Raw genomic sequence first — 15729 nt, 5'->3', positions numbered from 1 at the left:
CACCTGCCTGATCAGGGGGTCCTGATTTCCTTTGCCTCTCTGATTGTGTCAAGAAGCATCAGGATATCGCCTTCCCTTATTGGACCCATGACGTTCCTTGTGAGTATCCTTCCCTTATCTCTTCCATCAAGGATTCTGCACTTGACCTGCATTACCTCTCCAGTCATTCCGGTTCTCTTGAGAACCTCAATAACCTCTGCTGGAGTTGCTTCCTCCATTAAACCACCTTTATATTAAATTGAAGGTGAAAGGCTTTTTCTGCCTTTCATCTATTTTTTAAGTTCTTCAACCTTTTCTATTATTTCGTTTATGAGGTCCTCGGCGTCGCCGGCTTCAACTATGGCTGCTGATGCTGTGCCGACGTTGAGACCTGCGGCTGCACCCAGTTCATCCTTGGTTGGAAGGTATATGTATGGTATTTCCTTTTCCTCTGCAAGGAGTGGGAGGTGAGCCACGATTTCGGCTGGTTCAACATCCTCAGCTACAAGTACGAGCTGTGCGACTCCCCTTTCAACTGCCTTGGTAACCTCGTTTGTACCCTTTGATATCTTACCTGTTTCCCTGGCTATTTCAAGTGCCTCTGCGGCCTTGTCAGCCAGTTCCTTTGGTACATCAAATTTCACATAGATTGCCTTTGCCATGTTATTTACCTCCTTTTTCATCTGGTTTTTCTACCATCCATCGGTAATTACACCAATCTGGACAACTAATCCAAGTTATGGATTAACATGAGGTGGGTAGTACCCTTTATATGTTCTCTGTATATAAAACTTGCTGGATACAGATTTTCATCAGAAATCGTACTTAGATTAATCCCGGATAATCCAGTTAGACACCCAGGAAAACAAGGATTAAATAAAATTGTGGGTTCATCACATATAAAGTTTTGCCGCAGGCAAAAAGGGAATGAATGATGGATGTATGTGAGAATTACATCCTCTTAGCTGCCAGTTCAATGTCAGAAGCCTTAACAGTTTTTCTTCCAGCATGTTTTGCAAGTTTAACTGCGTTTAGGGCTATCTCTTCACCTTTGGCTTCAAGGACTTTTGCAAGGGCTTCCCTTGCATCATCACTTACCCTCTCTGCACCGGCATTCTTTATTATTCTTCCAATTGGAGCTATTGGCAATTCCATAATTAACCACCTCATTTTATGTACTATAATCTATCCATATTATCCTATATAAATATATCGCTAATCTGGAGGTCTCTCTGGCTCATTGATTGGTTCATGTGGCACCTAAACAGAATCAGTATATTCACAAGTGGCTGGAGGGTGAGAGATTAACCTCAGAGTGTCCTAATGAAAAATAGAAAAACTTAAAACAGAAAAAATATTCATGAAAAATTTAAATGTTTATTAGGTCCTCTTTCTCCTTATAACGGACCTTAGCTGGTCTATATCGGGTTCGACCTCAACTGGTTCTGTTGAAGCCCTTATGGCGGTGTCAGGATCCTTAAGTACGTGACCTGTTACAACGCAGACCACCCGTTCACCCCTGTCAATGACACCCTCATCCACCAGTTTCAGGAGGCCTGCTATGGATGCTGCAGACGCCGGTTCAACACCTATACCCTCCCTCCTGGCAAGGAGTTTCTGGGCAGATAGTATCTCCTCATCGGTCACTGTCTCGGCATATCCATCTGACTCATAGATGGCCCTCAGTGCCTTGAGGTAACTCACAGGCGCCCCGATCCTTATGGCGGTTGCAACCGTCTCAGGGTTCTTAACAGGGTCAATCTCCATCTTACCCTTCCTGAAAGCCTCAACCACAGGTGCAGCACCCTCTGCCTGTATACCCGTCATCATTGGCCTCTCATCAATGAACCCTGCCCTGTGGAACTCTGAGATACCCTTCCATATGGCTGATATGTTCCCTGCGTTACCAACCGGGAGGATGATGCGGTCCGGGGACTCCCAGCCAAGGTCATCCACTATCTCAAAGCCTATGGTCTTCTGCCCCTCAAGCCTGAAGGGGTTAACCGAGTTGAGGAGGTAGAGCTCCCCCATGAGGGCAAGTTCCGTTACCGCCTCAAGGGCCTCATCGAAGTTTCCCCTGACAGATAAAACCTGGGCACCATGGAACATTGCCTGTGCAAGTTTGCCAAGGGCAACCTTACCTGAAGGGAGGAGCACCACGCAACCGAGACCAGCCCTTGCTGCGTAGGCTGCCAGGGAAGCGGAGGTATTGCCGGTTGAGGCACAGCCCACCGTATCAACGCCCAGTTCAACTGCCTTTGTGATACCGACACTCATACCCCTGTCCTTGAAGCTACCTGTGGGGTTGGAGCCCTCCACCTTCACGTATAGTTCAATGCCGAGTTTCCTGCCAATGTTATCGCACCTCACAAAGGGTGTTCCACCCTCATCGAGGCTCACTATCTTTGAGGGGTCCACAGGCATGAACTCCCTGTACTTCCACATGTTCTGCCTTCTGCAGCTGAATGTGTCCCTTGAAACCTCGACTTCACATTCAACCTCCAGCACTGACCCGCATTCACTGCAGGTGTATATGATCTCGTTTAGTTCATACTCCTTACCGCATGATATGCACCTTATCACATAGTCACCATCCATTGAATGTATTAATCAGAATAAATTGTGGGTGTCCTTTCCCTGGACACCACCTATATTGATGTCTTTATGTAGTTGTAGATTCCCAGTGTCAGGTTCGCCTCAACGAATGCCGCCACCACAAGGAATAGAACCCCTATACCAAGGAGCATTAGTGACTCCTGAAGCTCATCCTGGTTCCTCTCAAAGAAATGAGCCAGCCTTTCCATGAAGGACCCGTACCATGCCTCGGTGAATAGATCACTGAAGAAGTGGTAGGTGAAACTTGCAAGTCTGAAACCAGCCGCCCCGGCAATTATGAGCCCTGGGATCTCAAATATTCCATGGGGGGCCGTCAGGATTATGAAGTCCCCCAGTGGGGCCTGTGAAGCAAAGAACCCTATAAAAAGACCGTTTATTATAAGGAACAGTGCCGTGAAAACCCCCAGAAGCAGTCCTCCCCCGTAGATGAGCAGGGCGGCCTGGAGATTGTGAAAGAATATCGATGCTGTTGAGAGTTTCAGATCACCCTCCGCTATGCTCCTTCTGAATTCGTCCATCATTGGCTTCAGTAGCGGCTCGATGGCCCCTGAGAAAGCGTATCCTGCAAAAAGGGATATGAGGAACAGGAAGGTTGAGGCCAGAAGGAAGGTCTCATTGCTCCTCATAAGGTAAGCCAGTGTCCCCTCATACTTTTCCTTCTTCATTTTACCCCTCAAGCACCCTCCCCGCAGTGGAAAGGGCCTTCTTTCTTTTCCTGGAAAGTTCCTCAAAGAACTTCCTTATGAACTCTGCAGTATTATTTTTGCACTCCCCACACATAAGTGTACCGTTTCTGCAGGATTCATAGATCTCCTCAAGTTCAGGGTCAGAGCCAGACATGTGGTAGAGGAGGGTCTCATAGATTATGCAGTCCTCGGGAACACCTCCAAGTTCCCTCTGCTCCTTAAGGGTCTCCCTTCCACCGGTCTTGGCATTCCTTATCTTCTCCTCAGCCTCCTCTGGGGTATCACTCAGGAATATGGCAGATTTTGGCCTGCTGCTTGACATTTTACCTCCGGTGAGGCCCCCCATGAACCTGTGATAGGTTGATGATGGTAGAATGAATCCGTACTTCTCCCTGAACCTCCCGGCTATGTCCCTTGTGAGCCTTATGTGGGGGTCCTGGTCCGGGCCCACAGGGACAACGGTGGGCCTGGGGCCGCCCAGCTCCTCAAGCTGGGGGTGGAGTATATCTGCCACCTGTATTATGGGTGCGTACATGTGGGCCATGCTTGTTGATCCTGTGAAGCCATATATGGCCCTCAGTTCATTGAAGTTGACCTTTCCTGCCAGGACATAGGCAAGGTCCTCCACCATGAGGTTCTCTGACTGGAGGTAGACGTGTATGTTGTCCTTTGTGAGGTCAAGTCCCAGTGCAATGTAGCCTGCAATGTACTCCTCAATGGCTATCCTCCTTGAGGTCTCAAAGTCGATGCCCCTTGCAGAGTAGGCCTCCATGTCGGCTATGGGTATGAATATCTCGGCACCCAGTTTATCGTACCACCTGAGCTGGTCCACGATCATCTTGTGGCCTATGTGCATTCTGCCGCTTGGCATCATCCCTGTTACCACTGCAAAGTCGCTACCACTCCTTATGGCCTCAAGTATCCTGTCGTAGTCCCTGTGACCGAAGACTATGCCCCTCCTCATGAGCCAGCTGGGTTCAGGTACATCATCGAGGACTTCACTGAATGGCCTTACACCGAATTTTTCAATAAGATCCATGTATTCAAGGTTTGCTGATCCCCACGGGTCTATCAATCATATCACCTGCACTTATGGTCTTATCCAGTCAACAAGGTAGTAGGTTACATCCTCCTCATCGTCCAGGAAGGCCAGGAGGAGCTTCTTGTTTACCCCATGGGCCACCCTGACGTAGCTTGAAAAGTCCAGGGCATGGATGGTGTCATTCTCTGATATAACCCTCACAAGGTATGCTGAGTGTGTCCTGCCCGGGGCCCCTCCCCTCTCATACAGTCTGAACTCTGCACCGTACTTGAAGCCTGTCTTGACGATGTAACCCCTGTTCCTCAGGTCCCTGTAGACCAGGTACTTGCTGTAGAGGCCCCTCTCAGCCAGGAGTGATATGAATTCCTCCATTGAGACCTCATCGTCGTCCTTCTTAAGTGTGAGTTTACCCCTCTCCATGAGGTGCGCTGCCTCAATCAGTGAAATCTGCAGCCTGTCCTCATAGAGTTTACCGTAGTGGCTCTTGCCGTGCAGCCTCCTTGCATCCGAGTCCGGTTTTATGGTTACAACCTCGTCTCCCAGCTGTCCCTCCATCTATAAACCCCTCTAATTTATGGAATATGCGCAGATAATCTGTTATGGAGATTAACGCATGCCTGGAAGGGAATCCATCAGGACAAGGTCATGCCCCTCCTTAAGATCCCACTCCAGAGAAGAACCTACTCAATAATGGCATGCCTCTCCTTAAGATCCCTCTCCTTCTTTCCAAGGATGGCCATGAACTCTGCTATGAGCCCATCCAGGAAGAGGTGGGTGCTGTCCTCAAATAGTGTGCCCATTGGTGTGAGGTCATCGTAGTCGCCCCTTAAAACACCGGAGGTGTAGTACTTCCAGGCCTCCTTTGTTTTGCTTGGTATGCATATTACAACGTCGCTGTGCTCTGTCAGCGTTGACTGGGGAGTCGCTGTTACCGCGATGACCGTTGCCCCGACCGACTTTGATGTGGTGGCTGCCAGTGTGACTGTCTTTGTTTCACCTGACCCTGAAATGGCAATCAGGCAATCCTCATCACTTATTGCAGGTGTTGTAACGTCTCCCACAACGTAAACCGTGAACCCAAGGTGCATGAGCCTCATTGCAAAGGCCTTTCCAACAAGCTCCGACCTCCCTGTGCCCACAATGAAAACGGCCCGGGCATCCATTATCCTGGTTATCATCTGCTCAAGTTCAGACTCTTCAACCTTTTCTATGGCGTTTATGGCATGTTCAGTTATCTTATGGACAGTGTTTTTGAGTATCTCCATTTCAATCAACTTTATATTATTTCTATCATTCTGGCAGGTTCGTAATCCTTATACCCGCATTCCTAATCCTGTTTTTGATGTTGAGGTTTATAAGCAGAGGTGTTATCTTCTCAATGACCCTCGCATTTTCAAGGCCACCGCAGTCAATGGCCCTCACACCATCTATCTTCTCTGCGAGTTCAGATGCGAGATCGAGGGCATCCCTGTGGTCAGAGGCAATGAGGCAGTCACAGTCCACGGGTCCTGTTATGTCAAGGAGGGCTGATGCGCTTATATTGTTGAATGCCGCCGCTACCCTTGTGCCCTGATCCTCAAGGAACCTTGCAGCCCTTTCGGCAGCTGAGCCATCCCAGAGGTCAATGTAACGCACCGCTGAGCCCCCAAGGCAGCTGTCAATGGGGACTGTGGCATCTATGAGCACCTTGCCCTTAATTGCCTCCTTAACTGAGCCCAGTGTGGCCATCTGCGCCTGCAGTGGAACTGTCAGGATTGCCACCTCAGCCTCCTCGGCGGCCTCAGCATTTGTGGCGCCCTTAACCTTGAGGTCATCCCTTTCAGCAATTTCAAGGACCTTCTGAGCTGCACTGACAGCTTTTTCAGCGTCCCTTGAACCTATGATTACTTCTTCTCCTGCTAATGCAAGTCTCAGGGCAAGTCCAAGGCCCTGGTCACCTGTTCCACCAAGAACTGCGATCTTCATAATATCACCATGGTTAACTTTCTCAGACATGATTACTAATCAATAACCTTCCTAAGGAATTCAATACTCCTCTCAACCTCACCGGGTGTTTTAACCTCAACCGTGAGAATACCCCTGTAACCGATCCCCCTTAAACCTTCAATAATGGCTCTGAAATCCAGTGCACCGTCGCCGAGGGCATCGTGGCTGTCAACCTCGCCGTTGTTGTCGGAGAGGTGGACGTGTCCCACCCTCAGGGACACCATCTCCCCTTCACTGTAACCCATGGTTGCTGCGTGGGCAGCGTCCAGTGTCACCTGGATTTCAAGTTCCTCTGCAACCCTCCATAGATCCTCAAGTTCCCTTAGAAGGGGACCCTCAAGGCGGGGCATGTTCTCAGGGTAGATCCCGGTACCCCTGTCCTCTGCATATTCAGATATCACTGAAAGCGATTCAAGGTTATGCTGAACTATGAGGTCCCTGTGGGGTCTTCCAAGGAAGGGGACAGTGCCCGGGTGCACGACAACCACCTCGGAGTCCAGTTCAACTGCAAGGTCAACCGCGGATTTAATCTCAGATATGGACGCCTCCCTGATCCCCCTGTTGAGGGATGCTATGTTTATGTCCGAGATGGGTGCATGCACCGTGAAATCAAGGCTGAAGGAGTCAGCCACCTCCAAGTCATCCAGGGGGTACTCGTAGATTATCTCACAGCAATCTGCCCCTGCATCCTCAATCCAGGTGAGCATCTCCTCCAGTGAAAGCGGGGAGAGTGCAAGTGTTGAGACACCTATCCTCATCCAGATCACCTAGGCCTCAGGCCGCACCCTTGCCCTCACAGGTATGTTGTGCTTCACTGCCTCCATGATTATATCTGCAAGTTCTATGTCCCTTCTGAGCTTTATGGTGCCCTTCTTACCCACCGTCGCTGTGAAGAGGTACTCGTCCTCAACCAGTATGTCGAATGATACGCCCACGGCATCCCTGCCAAAGTTGAGGACCACGTAGTTTCCTGCAAGTTCCACCGGAACCTCAACGGTCTCCTCAAGTTCCCTCTCCTCAAGTGGCTCAACACCGATACTTATACCGATGTTCTTCTCGATCTCCTCGATGGTCTTTCCCTTCTTGCCGATTACCTGGGGGATGTACTTCTCCTCTATCCAGACCTTTGCCCTTTCATCGGATTCAAGTTCAACCCTGACCCTTGCACCGGGTAGCCTCTTGCGGAACTCCCTCTCGATTTCCCTTTCGGCTATCCTGTGGGCCGAGGGTTTCCGTCCACCAGGGGATGCCTTTGAGACATCCATGACTATCGTCTGCTCACCGTAGGTGTAGATCTCATGCATGAGCTCCCCTGACTCAAGGTCCCTTATCTCTATGACAGGCCTTGCAAGGTCGGCCTCCTGCATACCCGTCGGGACCTTAACAGTGAGGGATACGTCGTAGACAGCCTTCACCTCGCCGTCCTCAATGAATATAGTTGTGTCAACCACCGAGGGTATCACACCAAGCTCCACCCTGCCCAGGATCCTCTGTATGGCATCTATGGGTCTTGTGGCATGGACAACCCCAACCATGCCCACACCTGCAAGCCTCATATCCGCGAAGATCCTGAAGTCGCGGGTCTTCCTTAGCTCATCATAGATGGTGTAATCGGGCCTTACAAGGAGCAGTATGTCGGCGGTCTTCTGCATATCCCGTTCGATGGGCGCGTACTGGGTTATCTCGTCACCCACCTGGAGGTCCCTGGGGGACTCCATGGTCTTCACAACCGCCCTCATCTCCCTGCTGTAGAACTCTGCCACGGCCTGGGCAAAGGTACTCTTACCTGCCCCAGGCGCCCCTGCTATGAGGACACCCTTGGCAGTGTCCCTCAGCCTATCAATCAGCCTCTCTGAGAGCCTGTAGTCCTTCAGGGAGACCCTGGCAACCGGCCTCACGGCGGTTATCTCGAAGGCCTCTGAGAAGGGCGGCCTTGCTATTGATATCCTGTACTCCCTGAACTGGACCACAGTGGCGCCCTCCATCTCTATCTCAATGAAGCTTTTGAAGTCGCTCTTGGCCCTTTCAACTATCTCACGGGCCATCCTGTTTATATCGGCATGTTTGAGTGGTTTATTGTCTATTTCAACCAGCCTTATTTTCCCTGGCCGCCCCTTCTTGGCCATTGGCACAACGTTCTCCTTGAGGTGCACCGACATGGTGTAATCATCAAAGTACTTGCTTATCTCAAGTTCCTCATATTCCAGGACCTCGGGTTTAATGTAGAAGACGTCAAGTCCCTGGGCCTTCCCGACCTCTGCCTGCACCCTGTCGCTGGTTATGAGGAGCGCATCGTACTCCCTTGCGGTTGCCCTTATCATGGCGTCTATCTCACCGCCCCTTGAGAGTGAGATCTCATCCACTGTGGGGCGGCGCCCTACAAAGATCATCGATATTATGTTCTCCTTGTGGAACTTCTGGAGGTTCTTCAGCTCCTCAAGGCCATTGAAGCCGGTTTCCCTTCCACGGTTGGCCTGGTATTCAAGTTCAGATACAACTGCCTCGGGCACTATCACCTCGCTGCCCCTGAACTCCTCCTCCTGCACTATGCCGGTGATACGCCCATCAACTATAACACTTGTATCTGGAACGATCTTCATCTAACCATCTCCATATATTTCATCAGGATCAAAGACCCTTACGGCGTCCTCCCTGACCCTGAGTTCATCCCCATCAATGCTGCGGTAGAAGCAGGAGCGGTAACCTGTATGGCAGGCGCCTCCCTCCTGTTCCACCTTCAGCACAACTGCGTCGGCGTCACAGTCCACAAGGACGTCCTTAACACGCTGTAGGTGTCCAGAACTCTCACCCTTGAGCCAGAGTTTCCCACGGGAGGTGCTCCAGTAGTGGGCCAGCCCTGTCTCCAGTGTCCTCTCGAGGGCCTCACGGTTCATGTAGGCCACCATGAGGACCTCTCCTGTCCTGTGGTCCTGTGCCACTGCAATTATGAGGTCCTCGCCATTGATATTATGTCTGAAATTTAAAATGTTAACATCTCCTTGATTTATTCTTTTATTTATTATTCAACCAGCACAACCTAACCTGTCAACTCATTTATTCTTCTCTTTTATCTTCTTCAACATACACAACCTAAACCTGACATTCAAACCTATTCACAGCAGATTTTCTTCAACCTATCCACGATCTCAGTCCTATCCACAGCCTCCTGTGAAGCGTCCTCCATGTCCCTCAATGTGACCTTACCCTCATGGAGGTCCCTTTCACCTGTGAGGACCACAAACCTTGCCCCAATGTGATCAGCATGGGAAAGTGCCTTTCGGAGTTTTCTCCCTGCCAGATCCATGTCAGCCGCTATACCCACACTTCTGATCTCCTGTGTGATCCTGATTGCCTCCGGGAGTGTTGATTCATGTATGGGTATCACAAAGACGTCAACCATCCTCATGTCTCCCTCGTCCATTTCAAGGGCATTCATGAGGCGGTCAAAGCCAAATGCGAAGCCCGTTGATTCAACCCTTTCGCCCCCAAAGGTTTCAACAAGGTTGTATGTGCCGCCACCACAGATCTGTCGCTGGGCGCCGAGTCTGGGGACATAAATCTCAAATACTGCGCCGGTGTAGTAGTCGAGTCCTCTTGCGATTCCAAGGTTCACATGGTAGTCCTCAAGACCGAAGTGTTCAAGGGTATCCACAAGTTCAGCAAACTCGTCAAGGGCACTGAGGGACTCCGGGTACCCCTCAAGGAGCCCCCTGACATCATTAAGTACCTCAGGACCACCATGTGTGCCTATGAGGTTCATGAGGAGATCCCTGCTCTCGGGGGATATTTCGACCCCGTCAAGGCAGGATTCCAGTTCATCAACGTCACCCTTATCTATTATGCCCATTATCCTGTCCTGGAGTTCATCCCCTATGTTCTCCCTGCCAAGGATGCCCCTGAGGATTCCGAGGTGCCCGACGTGGACCTCGAACCCCTCAAGTCCAAGCCTCCTGAGGGACTCGGCTGCGAGGGTTATGACCTCGGCCTCTGCCAGCGGAGACCTTCCCCCTATGAGTTCACAGCCGAACTGCCAGAACTGCCTGAAGCGGCCCGCCTGGGGCCTCTCATATCTGAAGCAGCTCCCGAAGTAGTACATCTTTATCGGTTTGGGTTCACGCTGCATCTCATTCATGTAGAGCCTGGCGACCGGTGCTGTGAGTTCCGGCCTCAGTGCAAGTTCCCGGCCACCCTTATCTGTGAAGTGGTAGATCTGGTTCACCACCTCCTCACCGGATTTCACTGTGAAGAGTTTGAGGTCCTCAAATATGGGTGTTTTGATTTCATGGTAGCCGTAGGTCTCAAATGTCCTTCTGAGTACGTTTTCAACCTCTTTCCTGTTTCTCATCTCAGCGAAAAGAAAATCTCTGGTTCCTCGCGGTCTTGATATATCCATGGCAGTAATTCCTCCAGTAAAAATGATAAAGGGGATGATATGAGATTCATCATTCATAATATTTAAGGTATTCCTTGAGCATCTTGGGGAAGGATGTGGCATTCAGGAACCTAAGTCCCAGCCGCTCTGCCCAGACCCTTATACCGTCATCAGCAGCCACAACACCTGCCCCGAGCTCCTTGGCAAGAAGGAGGACGTCGAGGTCCGGGGCACTGTCAAGGGTCCCCTTCCTGAGGGCTGAACGGTACTTCTTCCTGAGGTCCTTTATGGCCTTCCCGAGCACTTCACCCTCGATTTCAATCTTATTAACACCACGGGATGCCATGATTATGGACTGTATCCCGGCCTCCCAGAGGAGGGTCTCTGAAATCCGGAGCCCCTTGTTCATCCTCTCCCTTATATCATGGACGTATTCATAGAATATCTGGGAGGGTATCTGGGTGTCGTAGCGGTTGGGTGTCTTCTTGACTATCCATGTCTCGGCCTTCACCAGGGTCTCCTCGGGGCATTCATACCGTGTTATGTAGTCAGTGAATTCCTTGTAGGTTATGGGGGGCATGTGACAGCTTATGTTGAGCTTTATCCTGCTCCTTGCGATGATGTCGAGCATGGTATCCACTGACCTGTTGAGGTCACCGTCACCCAGCATCTCCCGGAGCTGGTTATCTGTAAAGGCCGTTGTATCAAGGACAAATCTCTGCTTGGCAAGCATGTCACACCCTCCCTCTCAAGATGGGTAACTGATGGAAACAATATTTATCGCTGATGATAAATAAATATTGCAGAGGAAAAGGTGTTAAACTGAGAGATAAGAATAATTCTGAAATGGAGCCTGAAACAGGTCAGGAACTGGATGATGGTTGTGATAAACTGATAACAGGCAATACACAGCTCACGGGAATAATAGGTTACCCCCTCACCCACAGCCTCTCACCACAGATGCATAACGCGGCGTTCAAAGCCCTTGGAATGGACTGGGCCTATGTGCCCTTCCCTGTGAAACCATCAGGGCTTGAAGAAGCTGTTCGGGGCCTCAGAGCCCTCAACGTGAGGGGTGTGAACGTCACAATACCCCACAAGGAGTCTGTCCTTGAATACATAGGTGAGGTTGATGAGACAGCCTCCCTCATAGGGGCAGTGAACACCCTGAAGTTTGAGGATGAAACCATAATGGGATACAATACAGATGCCTCTGGCTGCCTGAGGGCCCTTGAGGAGGTGACATCCGTTGATGGGTCCTCCGTCATCATACTCGGGGCCGGTGGGGCTGCGAGGGCCTGCGCATTCCAGCTTGCAGTTAGGGGGGCCAGTGTAACCATACTCAACAGGACCCCTGAAAGGGCCAGGGCCCTTGCAGAGGATATTAAGGGGGCCCTTGATATCAGGGTAAAATATGGTGGCTATGAACTCATACCTGCCTGTGTGGAGGGGGCCGATATCCTCATAGACACAACACCTGTTGGGATGTACCCCCACATGGATGATGAACCCCTCGTAAAAGCTGAACTCATGCATGAGGGCCTCGTTGTATACGACCTTGTCTACAATCCCCCGGAGACATGCCTCCTGAGGGAGGCCAGGGCAGCAGGCGCTGTTCCGGTTTCAGGTCTCAGGATGCTCCTCTATCAGGGTGCTGAGGCCTTCAGGATATGGAGCGGGAGGGAGCCTCCCCTGGATGTTATGGAAAAGGCCCTTCTTGATGCCCTCCAGGGGGTGTAACTCCTTCATTGATGTTTCAGCCAGGTGGGTAACCATTAACCCCTTCAGAAAGAGGAATATACCACATCATCCAGAAATGTTAACCCCATCCTGATCCTACTGAAAAGATAATTCTTAACATTACCGGTGATCTTATGAATGGACCTTGGGTAGAGAAGTACAGACCACAGAAACTTGATGATATCGTTGGCCAGGAACACATAATACCACGCCTCAAACGCTACGTTGAAGAGAGGAGCATGCCAAACCTCATGTTCACCGGGCCGGCAGGTGTTGGTAAAACAACAACGGCCCTTGCCCTTGCAAGGGAGATCCTCGGGGAGTACTGGAGGCAGAACTTCCTGGAGCTGAATGCCTCAGACGCCAGGGGCATAGATACCGTGAGGACCAGCATAAAGAACTTCTGCCGCCTGAAACCTGTGGGGGCGCCCTTCAGGATAATATTCCTTGACGAGGTTGACAACATGACAAAGGACGCCCAGCATGCCCTCAGGAGGGAGATGGAGATGTACACCAAGACATCCTCATTCATACTCTCCTGTAACTACTCCTCAAAGATCATAGACCCGATACAGTCAAGGTGCGCCATCTTCAGGTTCCTCCCGCTCAAGGGCCGCCACATAATCAGCCGCCTGGAGTACATCGCAGAGCAGGAGGGCCTGGAATACGAGCCCCAGGCCCTTGATACGGTGGTCTACTTTGCAGAGGGTGACCTCAGGAAGGCCATAAACATCCTCCAGTCAGCGGCCTCACTGGGTGAGAAGATAACAGAATCCAGCATCTACGAGGTGGTCTCAAGGGCCAGACCAAAGGATGTAAGGAAGATGATAATGACCATCCTGGATGGGAAGTTCATGGAGGCCAGGGACATGCTCAGGGAGATCATGGTCCTCCAGGGTATAAGCGGCGAGGACATGGTCACCCAGATCTACCAGGAACTCTCAAGGCTCGCCATGGAGGGATCCATCGAGGGCGAGAGGTACATAAAACTCATAGAGGCTGTTGGAGAGTACGACTTCAGGATAAGGGAGGGCGCCAATCCAAGGATACAGCTTGAAGCCCTCCTCGCAAGGTTCCTGGAACAGTGAGAGGGTAGATCAATGTCATGGACAGAGAAGTACCGGCCCAGGACCTTTGAGGAGGTGGCCGGGAACCAGAAGGCAATAGCCGAGATAAAGAAGTGGATCAGTGGATGGAAGGCAGGCGAGCCCCAGCCCCCCCTCCTCCTTGTGGGCCCGCCAGGTACCGGGAAGACAACCATGGCACACATAATAGGTAGGGAGTTCTCAGACACCCTTGAACTCAATGCCAGTGACAAGCGCTCACAGGATGCCATAATGAGGACTGCCGGTGAGGCGTCAGCCACCCGCTCCCTCTTCAACCATGACCTCAAACTGATCATCCTCGATGAGGTGGATGGTATACACGGCAACGAGGACCGTGGGGGTGTCCAGGCCATAAACAGGATACTCAGGGAGAGCAGACATCCAATTGTGTTAACCGCCAATGACCCCTACAGCAAGAGGCTTCAGAGCATCAAGCCAAAGTGTAAGGTCATAAACATCAGGAAGGTGCATACATCATCCATAGCCGCGGCCCTGAAACGGATATGCCGGGCAGAGGGTATCGACTGCCCTGACGATGTCCTCAAGGAACTTGCAAAGAGGTCCCATGGGGATCTGCGTTCTGCGATCAATGACCTTGAGGCGGTGGCCAGTGGTGAGGAGCGGGTTGGTGAGGAACTCCTCAGCATGGGTGAGAAGGACTCCACATCCAATCTCTTCGACGCCGTTAGGGCCGTTCTGAAGAGCCGAGACTTCTCAAAGATCAGGGAGGCCATGAGGGTGGATGATGACCCGACACTTGTACTTGAATTCATTGCAGAGAATGTTCCAAGGGAATATGAAAAGCCCCATGAGATCAGCAGGGCCTATGACATGCTATCACATGCAGATATATTCTTTGGCCGTGCTGTGAGGAGCAGGAACTACACCTACTGGCGCTACGCCTCTGATCTCATGGGTCCCGGTGTCGCCCTCGCCAAGGAGAAGACCTACAGGAAATTCGTCAGGTACACAGGTTCATCCTCCTTCAGGTTACTTGGGAGAACACGCAAGCAGAGGAACCTCCGTGACAGTGTTGCAGGTAAGATGGCTGAGAGGATGCACATATCACCCAAGGTTGCAATTTCACTGTTCCCCTACATGGAGATAATATTCGGGAACGATGAAATGGCCTATGAGATGAGGGAATTCCTTGAACTCACAGACGAAGAGGTTAAACTGTTCAGGAAAAGGAAGATAAAGGCTCCCAAAGCTAAGAAGACACGTAAAAAGTCTGATAAGACTGGACCACTTTACACCCAGAAGAAGAAGTCCCGGAGCGCGGATAGGGGCAGTAAGTCAACTGAAGGTAAAACCAGAAAATCCAGTGATGATAAATCCCCCGGATCAGATTCCGGTGATGATAAGCCCCGTGAGAAGCAGACTTCGCTCTTCCAGTTCTCAGGGTGATCATTGAATTCATTCACCCCTTATTTTTTCCCTGTAAAATCAATTCCCCAATAAACCTCTTTTCTCCAGGCAGGCACGCAGCTGCAAGATAATAACTAATCAACCATTTTCCCCTATGAACTCAAGGGACTTCCGCATCTTATCCCTGAACTGGGGTACATTCTCATTGAAAAACTCCATGAACTCCGCCACGATTGGGTTGGTGGTGATGGTGATTTCAGTGCCAAGCCAGGACTCAATCCACGCTGCAGGTACAGTTGAGAGGGGGTATATAACCTTGGATGTTGACCTGTGATGGTACCTTATAGGCTCACCCCTCACCATATCCTCAAGTGCCGCTGCAATGGAGTGATCCAGTGTGGCTGGAAGTGCAGTGACCTCCCCCTCACCGATTCTTATGCCGTACTTTCTTGTGTAGGGCTCAAGGATCACATGGAGCGCATTGGCCATCTCACCTTCGGCCTGGATCCTAACACCCACCCTGGGCCTCAGGATTGATGCGAGGACCCTGGATGCCCTTGAGCATATCCTCTGGAATATCCCCGACCTTACCACCCTGATCTCAGGGTACCTTGAGCTGAACTCCTCCTCCCTCCTCCTTGAGAACCTTGAGAAACGGAGGTTGTTTATGAGGACCTCACTGTCTGTTACACTCACAAACCTTGTATCCACTCCCAGCTCAGATAGGGCTCTGAGTATCTCCATTTTACCGGGCAAGTTACCATCCTCTTGATTGATATAACAGAAGGGAACTTAATCGTATGGGTATATAAATCTGTGGTTGGAGTAATAAAT

18 protein-coding genes are annotated in these 15729 nt (G+C 50.8%); 3 read left to right on the top strand and 15 right to left on the bottom strand.

Annotated features, from left to right (window positions below):
* Positions 1-11: 11 nt before the first annotated feature.
* The 14 genes from MTBMA_RS03475 to MTBMA_RS03410 form a co-directional block, all read right to left on the bottom strand.
* Positions 12-218 (bottom strand): 30S ribosomal protein S28e, encoded by a 207-nt coding sequence (locus MTBMA_RS03475; RefSeq protein ID WP_013295525.1) that lies wholly within the window; start codon positions 216-218, stop codon positions 12-14.
* Positions 219-269: 51 nt separating this feature from the next.
* Complete coding sequence (gene rpl7ae, locus MTBMA_RS03470; RefSeq protein ID WP_013295524.1) at positions 270-641, bottom strand: 50S ribosomal protein L7Ae; 372 nt, start codon at positions 639-641, stop codon at positions 270-272.
* A gap of 289 nt (positions 642-930) precedes the next feature.
* Positions 931-1134, bottom strand: coding sequence for a histone HmtB (gene hmtB, locus MTBMA_RS03465; protein ID WP_013295523.1), 204 nt, complete (start codon positions 1132-1134; stop codon positions 931-933).
* A 225-nt stretch (positions 1135-1359) separates the two neighbouring features.
* Entirely contained in the window at positions 1360-2562 is a 1203-nt protein-coding gene (thrC, locus tag MTBMA_RS03460) for a threonine synthase (RefSeq protein ID WP_013295522.1), read from the bottom strand.
* A 65-nt stretch (positions 2563-2627) separates the two neighbouring features.
* Positions 2628-3260 (bottom strand): stage II sporulation protein M, encoded by a 633-nt coding sequence (locus MTBMA_RS03455; RefSeq protein WP_013295521.1) that lies wholly within the window; start codon positions 3258-3260, stop codon positions 2628-2630.
* Between the two features lies 1 nt (position 3261).
* Positions 3262-4356 (bottom strand): tryptophan--tRNA ligase, encoded by a 1095-nt coding sequence (locus MTBMA_RS03450; protein ID WP_013295520.1) that lies wholly within the window; start codon positions 4354-4356, stop codon positions 3262-3264.
* Positions 4357-4371: 15 nt separating this feature from the next.
* The gene (gene endA / locus MTBMA_RS03445) at positions 4372-4878 is read right to left on the bottom strand and encodes a tRNA-intron lyase (RefSeq protein WP_013295519.1); all 507 of its coding nucleotides are present in this window, start codon (positions 4876-4878) and stop codon (positions 4372-4374) included.
* A gap of 125 nt (positions 4879-5003) precedes the next feature.
* The gene (gene hxlB / locus MTBMA_RS03440) at positions 5004-5588 is read right to left on the bottom strand and encodes a 6-phospho-3-hexuloisomerase (protein ID WP_013295518.1); all 585 of its coding nucleotides are present in this window, start codon (positions 5586-5588) and stop codon (positions 5004-5006) included.
* Positions 5589-5613: 25 nt separating this feature from the next.
* Complete coding sequence (npdG, locus tag MTBMA_RS03435; protein ID WP_013295517.1) at positions 5614-6288, bottom strand: NADPH-dependent F420 reductase; 675 nt, start codon at positions 6286-6288, stop codon at positions 5614-5616.
* 35 nt (positions 6289-6323) lie between these two features.
* Positions 6324-7067: a sugar phosphate isomerase/epimerase family protein gene (locus MTBMA_RS03430; protein WP_013295516.1), complete on the bottom strand. Its 744-nt coding sequence runs from the start codon at positions 7065-7067 to the stop codon at positions 6324-6326.
* A 9-nt stretch (positions 7068-7076) separates the two neighbouring features.
* Complete coding sequence (locus MTBMA_RS03425; RefSeq protein ID WP_013295515.1) at positions 7077-8909, bottom strand: PINc/VapC family ATPase; 1833 nt, start codon at positions 8907-8909, stop codon at positions 7077-7079.
* Entirely contained in the window at positions 8910-9317 is a 408-nt protein-coding gene (hisI, locus tag MTBMA_RS03420; protein WP_048901185.1) for a phosphoribosyl-AMP cyclohydrolase, read from the bottom strand. It lies immediately after the preceding gene.
* 101 nt (positions 9318-9418) lie between these two features.
* Positions 9419-10702, bottom strand: a complete 1284-nt coding sequence (gene hisS / locus MTBMA_RS03415; RefSeq protein WP_013295513.1) for a histidine--tRNA ligase — start codon at positions 10700-10702, stop codon at positions 9419-9421.
* Positions 10703-10751: 49 nt separating this feature from the next.
* Positions 10752-11414 carry an RNA ligase partner protein gene (locus MTBMA_RS03410; RefSeq protein WP_013295512.1) on the bottom strand — a complete coding sequence of 221 codons (663 nt, stop codon included), beginning with the start codon at positions 11412-11414 and terminating at the stop codon, positions 10752-10754.
* Positions 11415-11572: 158 nt separating this feature from the next.
* Between MTBMA_RS03410 and MTBMA_RS03405 the strand changes: the two genes are divergently transcribed.
* The 3 genes from MTBMA_RS03405 (at position 11573) to MTBMA_RS03395 (ending at position 14934) form a co-directional block, all read left to right on the top strand.
* The gene (locus MTBMA_RS03405; RefSeq protein ID WP_048901273.1) at positions 11573-12421 is read left to right on the top strand and encodes a shikimate dehydrogenase; all 849 of its coding nucleotides are present in this window, start codon (positions 11573-11575) and stop codon (positions 12419-12421) included.
* Positions 12422-12555: 134 nt separating this feature from the next.
* Entirely contained in the window at positions 12556-13509 is a 954-nt protein-coding gene (locus MTBMA_RS03400; RefSeq protein ID WP_013295510.1) for a replication factor C small subunit, read from the top strand.
* Positions 13510-13521: 12 nt separating this feature from the next.
* Positions 13522-14934, top strand: a complete 1413-nt coding sequence (locus MTBMA_RS03395; RefSeq protein ID WP_013295509.1) for a replication factor C large subunit — start codon at positions 13522-13524, stop codon at positions 14932-14934.
* Positions 14935-15033: 99 nt separating this feature from the next.
* On the opposite strand, the gene MTBMA_RS03390 is transcribed toward MTBMA_RS03395, so the two are convergent.
* The gene (locus MTBMA_RS03390; RefSeq protein ID WP_013295508.1) at positions 15034-15651 is read right to left on the bottom strand and encodes a hypothetical protein; all 618 of its coding nucleotides are present in this window, start codon (positions 15649-15651) and stop codon (positions 15034-15036) included.
* Between the last annotated feature and the right edge of the window lie 78 nt (positions 15652-15729).

The sequence above is a fragment of the Methanothermobacter marburgensis str. Marburg genome, assembly GCF_000145295.1.
Lineage (GTDB): Archaea > Methanobacteriota > Methanobacteria > Methanobacteriales > Methanothermobacteraceae > Methanothermobacter > Methanothermobacter marburgensis.
The sequence above is the reverse complement of the archived record's forward strand: the minus strand, read 5'-3'. Positions and strand labels throughout refer to the sequence as shown.

Excerpts from the sequence above, each read along its gene's own strand:
- hxlB (WP_013295518.1), bottom strand. The coding sequence starts at position 5,588 with ATGGAGATACTCAAAAACACTGTCCATAAGATAACTGAACATGCCATA.
- hmtB (WP_013295523.1), bottom strand. The coding sequence starts at position 1,134 with ATGGAATTGCCAATAGCTCCAATTGGAAGAATAATAAAGAATGCCGGT.
- MTBMA_RS03410 (WP_013295512.1), bottom strand. The coding sequence starts at position 11,414 with ATGCTTGCCAAGCAGAGATTTGTCCTTGATACAACGGCCTTTACAGAT.
- hisS (WP_013295513.1), bottom strand. The coding sequence starts at position 10,702 with ATGGATATATCAAGACCGCGAGGAACCAGAGATTTTCTTTTCGCTGAG.
- MTBMA_RS03400 (WP_013295510.1), top strand. The coding sequence starts at position 12,556 with ATGAATGGACCTTGGGTAGAGAAGTACAGACCACAGAAACTTGATGAT.
- npdG (WP_013295517.1), bottom strand. The coding sequence starts at position 6,288 with ATGAAGATCGCAGTTCTTGGTGGAACAGGTGACCAGGGCCTTGGACTT.
- MTBMA_RS03455 (WP_013295521.1), bottom strand. The coding sequence starts at position 3,260 with ATGAAGAAGGAAAAGTATGAGGGGACACTGGCTTACCTTATGAGGAGC.
- MTBMA_RS03430 (WP_013295516.1), bottom strand. The coding sequence starts at position 7,067 with ATGAGGATAGGTGTCTCAACACTTGCACTCTCCCCGCTTTCACTGGAG.
- MTBMA_RS03475 (WP_013295525.1), bottom strand. The coding sequence starts at position 218 with ATGGAGGAAGCAACTCCAGCAGAGGTTATTGAGGTTCTCAAGAGAACC.
- MTBMA_RS03395 (WP_013295509.1), top strand. The coding sequence starts at position 13,522 with ATGTCATGGACAGAGAAGTACCGGCCCAGGACCTTTGAGGAGGTGGCC.
- MTBMA_RS03425 (WP_013295515.1), bottom strand. The coding sequence starts at position 8,909 with ATGAAGATCGTTCCAGATACAAGTGTTATAGTTGATGGGCGTATCACC.
- endA (WP_013295519.1), bottom strand. The coding sequence starts at position 4,878 with ATGGAGGGACAGCTGGGAGACGAGGTTGTAACCATAAAACCGGACTCG.
- rpl7ae (WP_013295524.1), bottom strand. The coding sequence starts at position 641 with ATGGCAAAGGCAATCTATGTGAAATTTGATGTACCAAAGGAACTGGCT.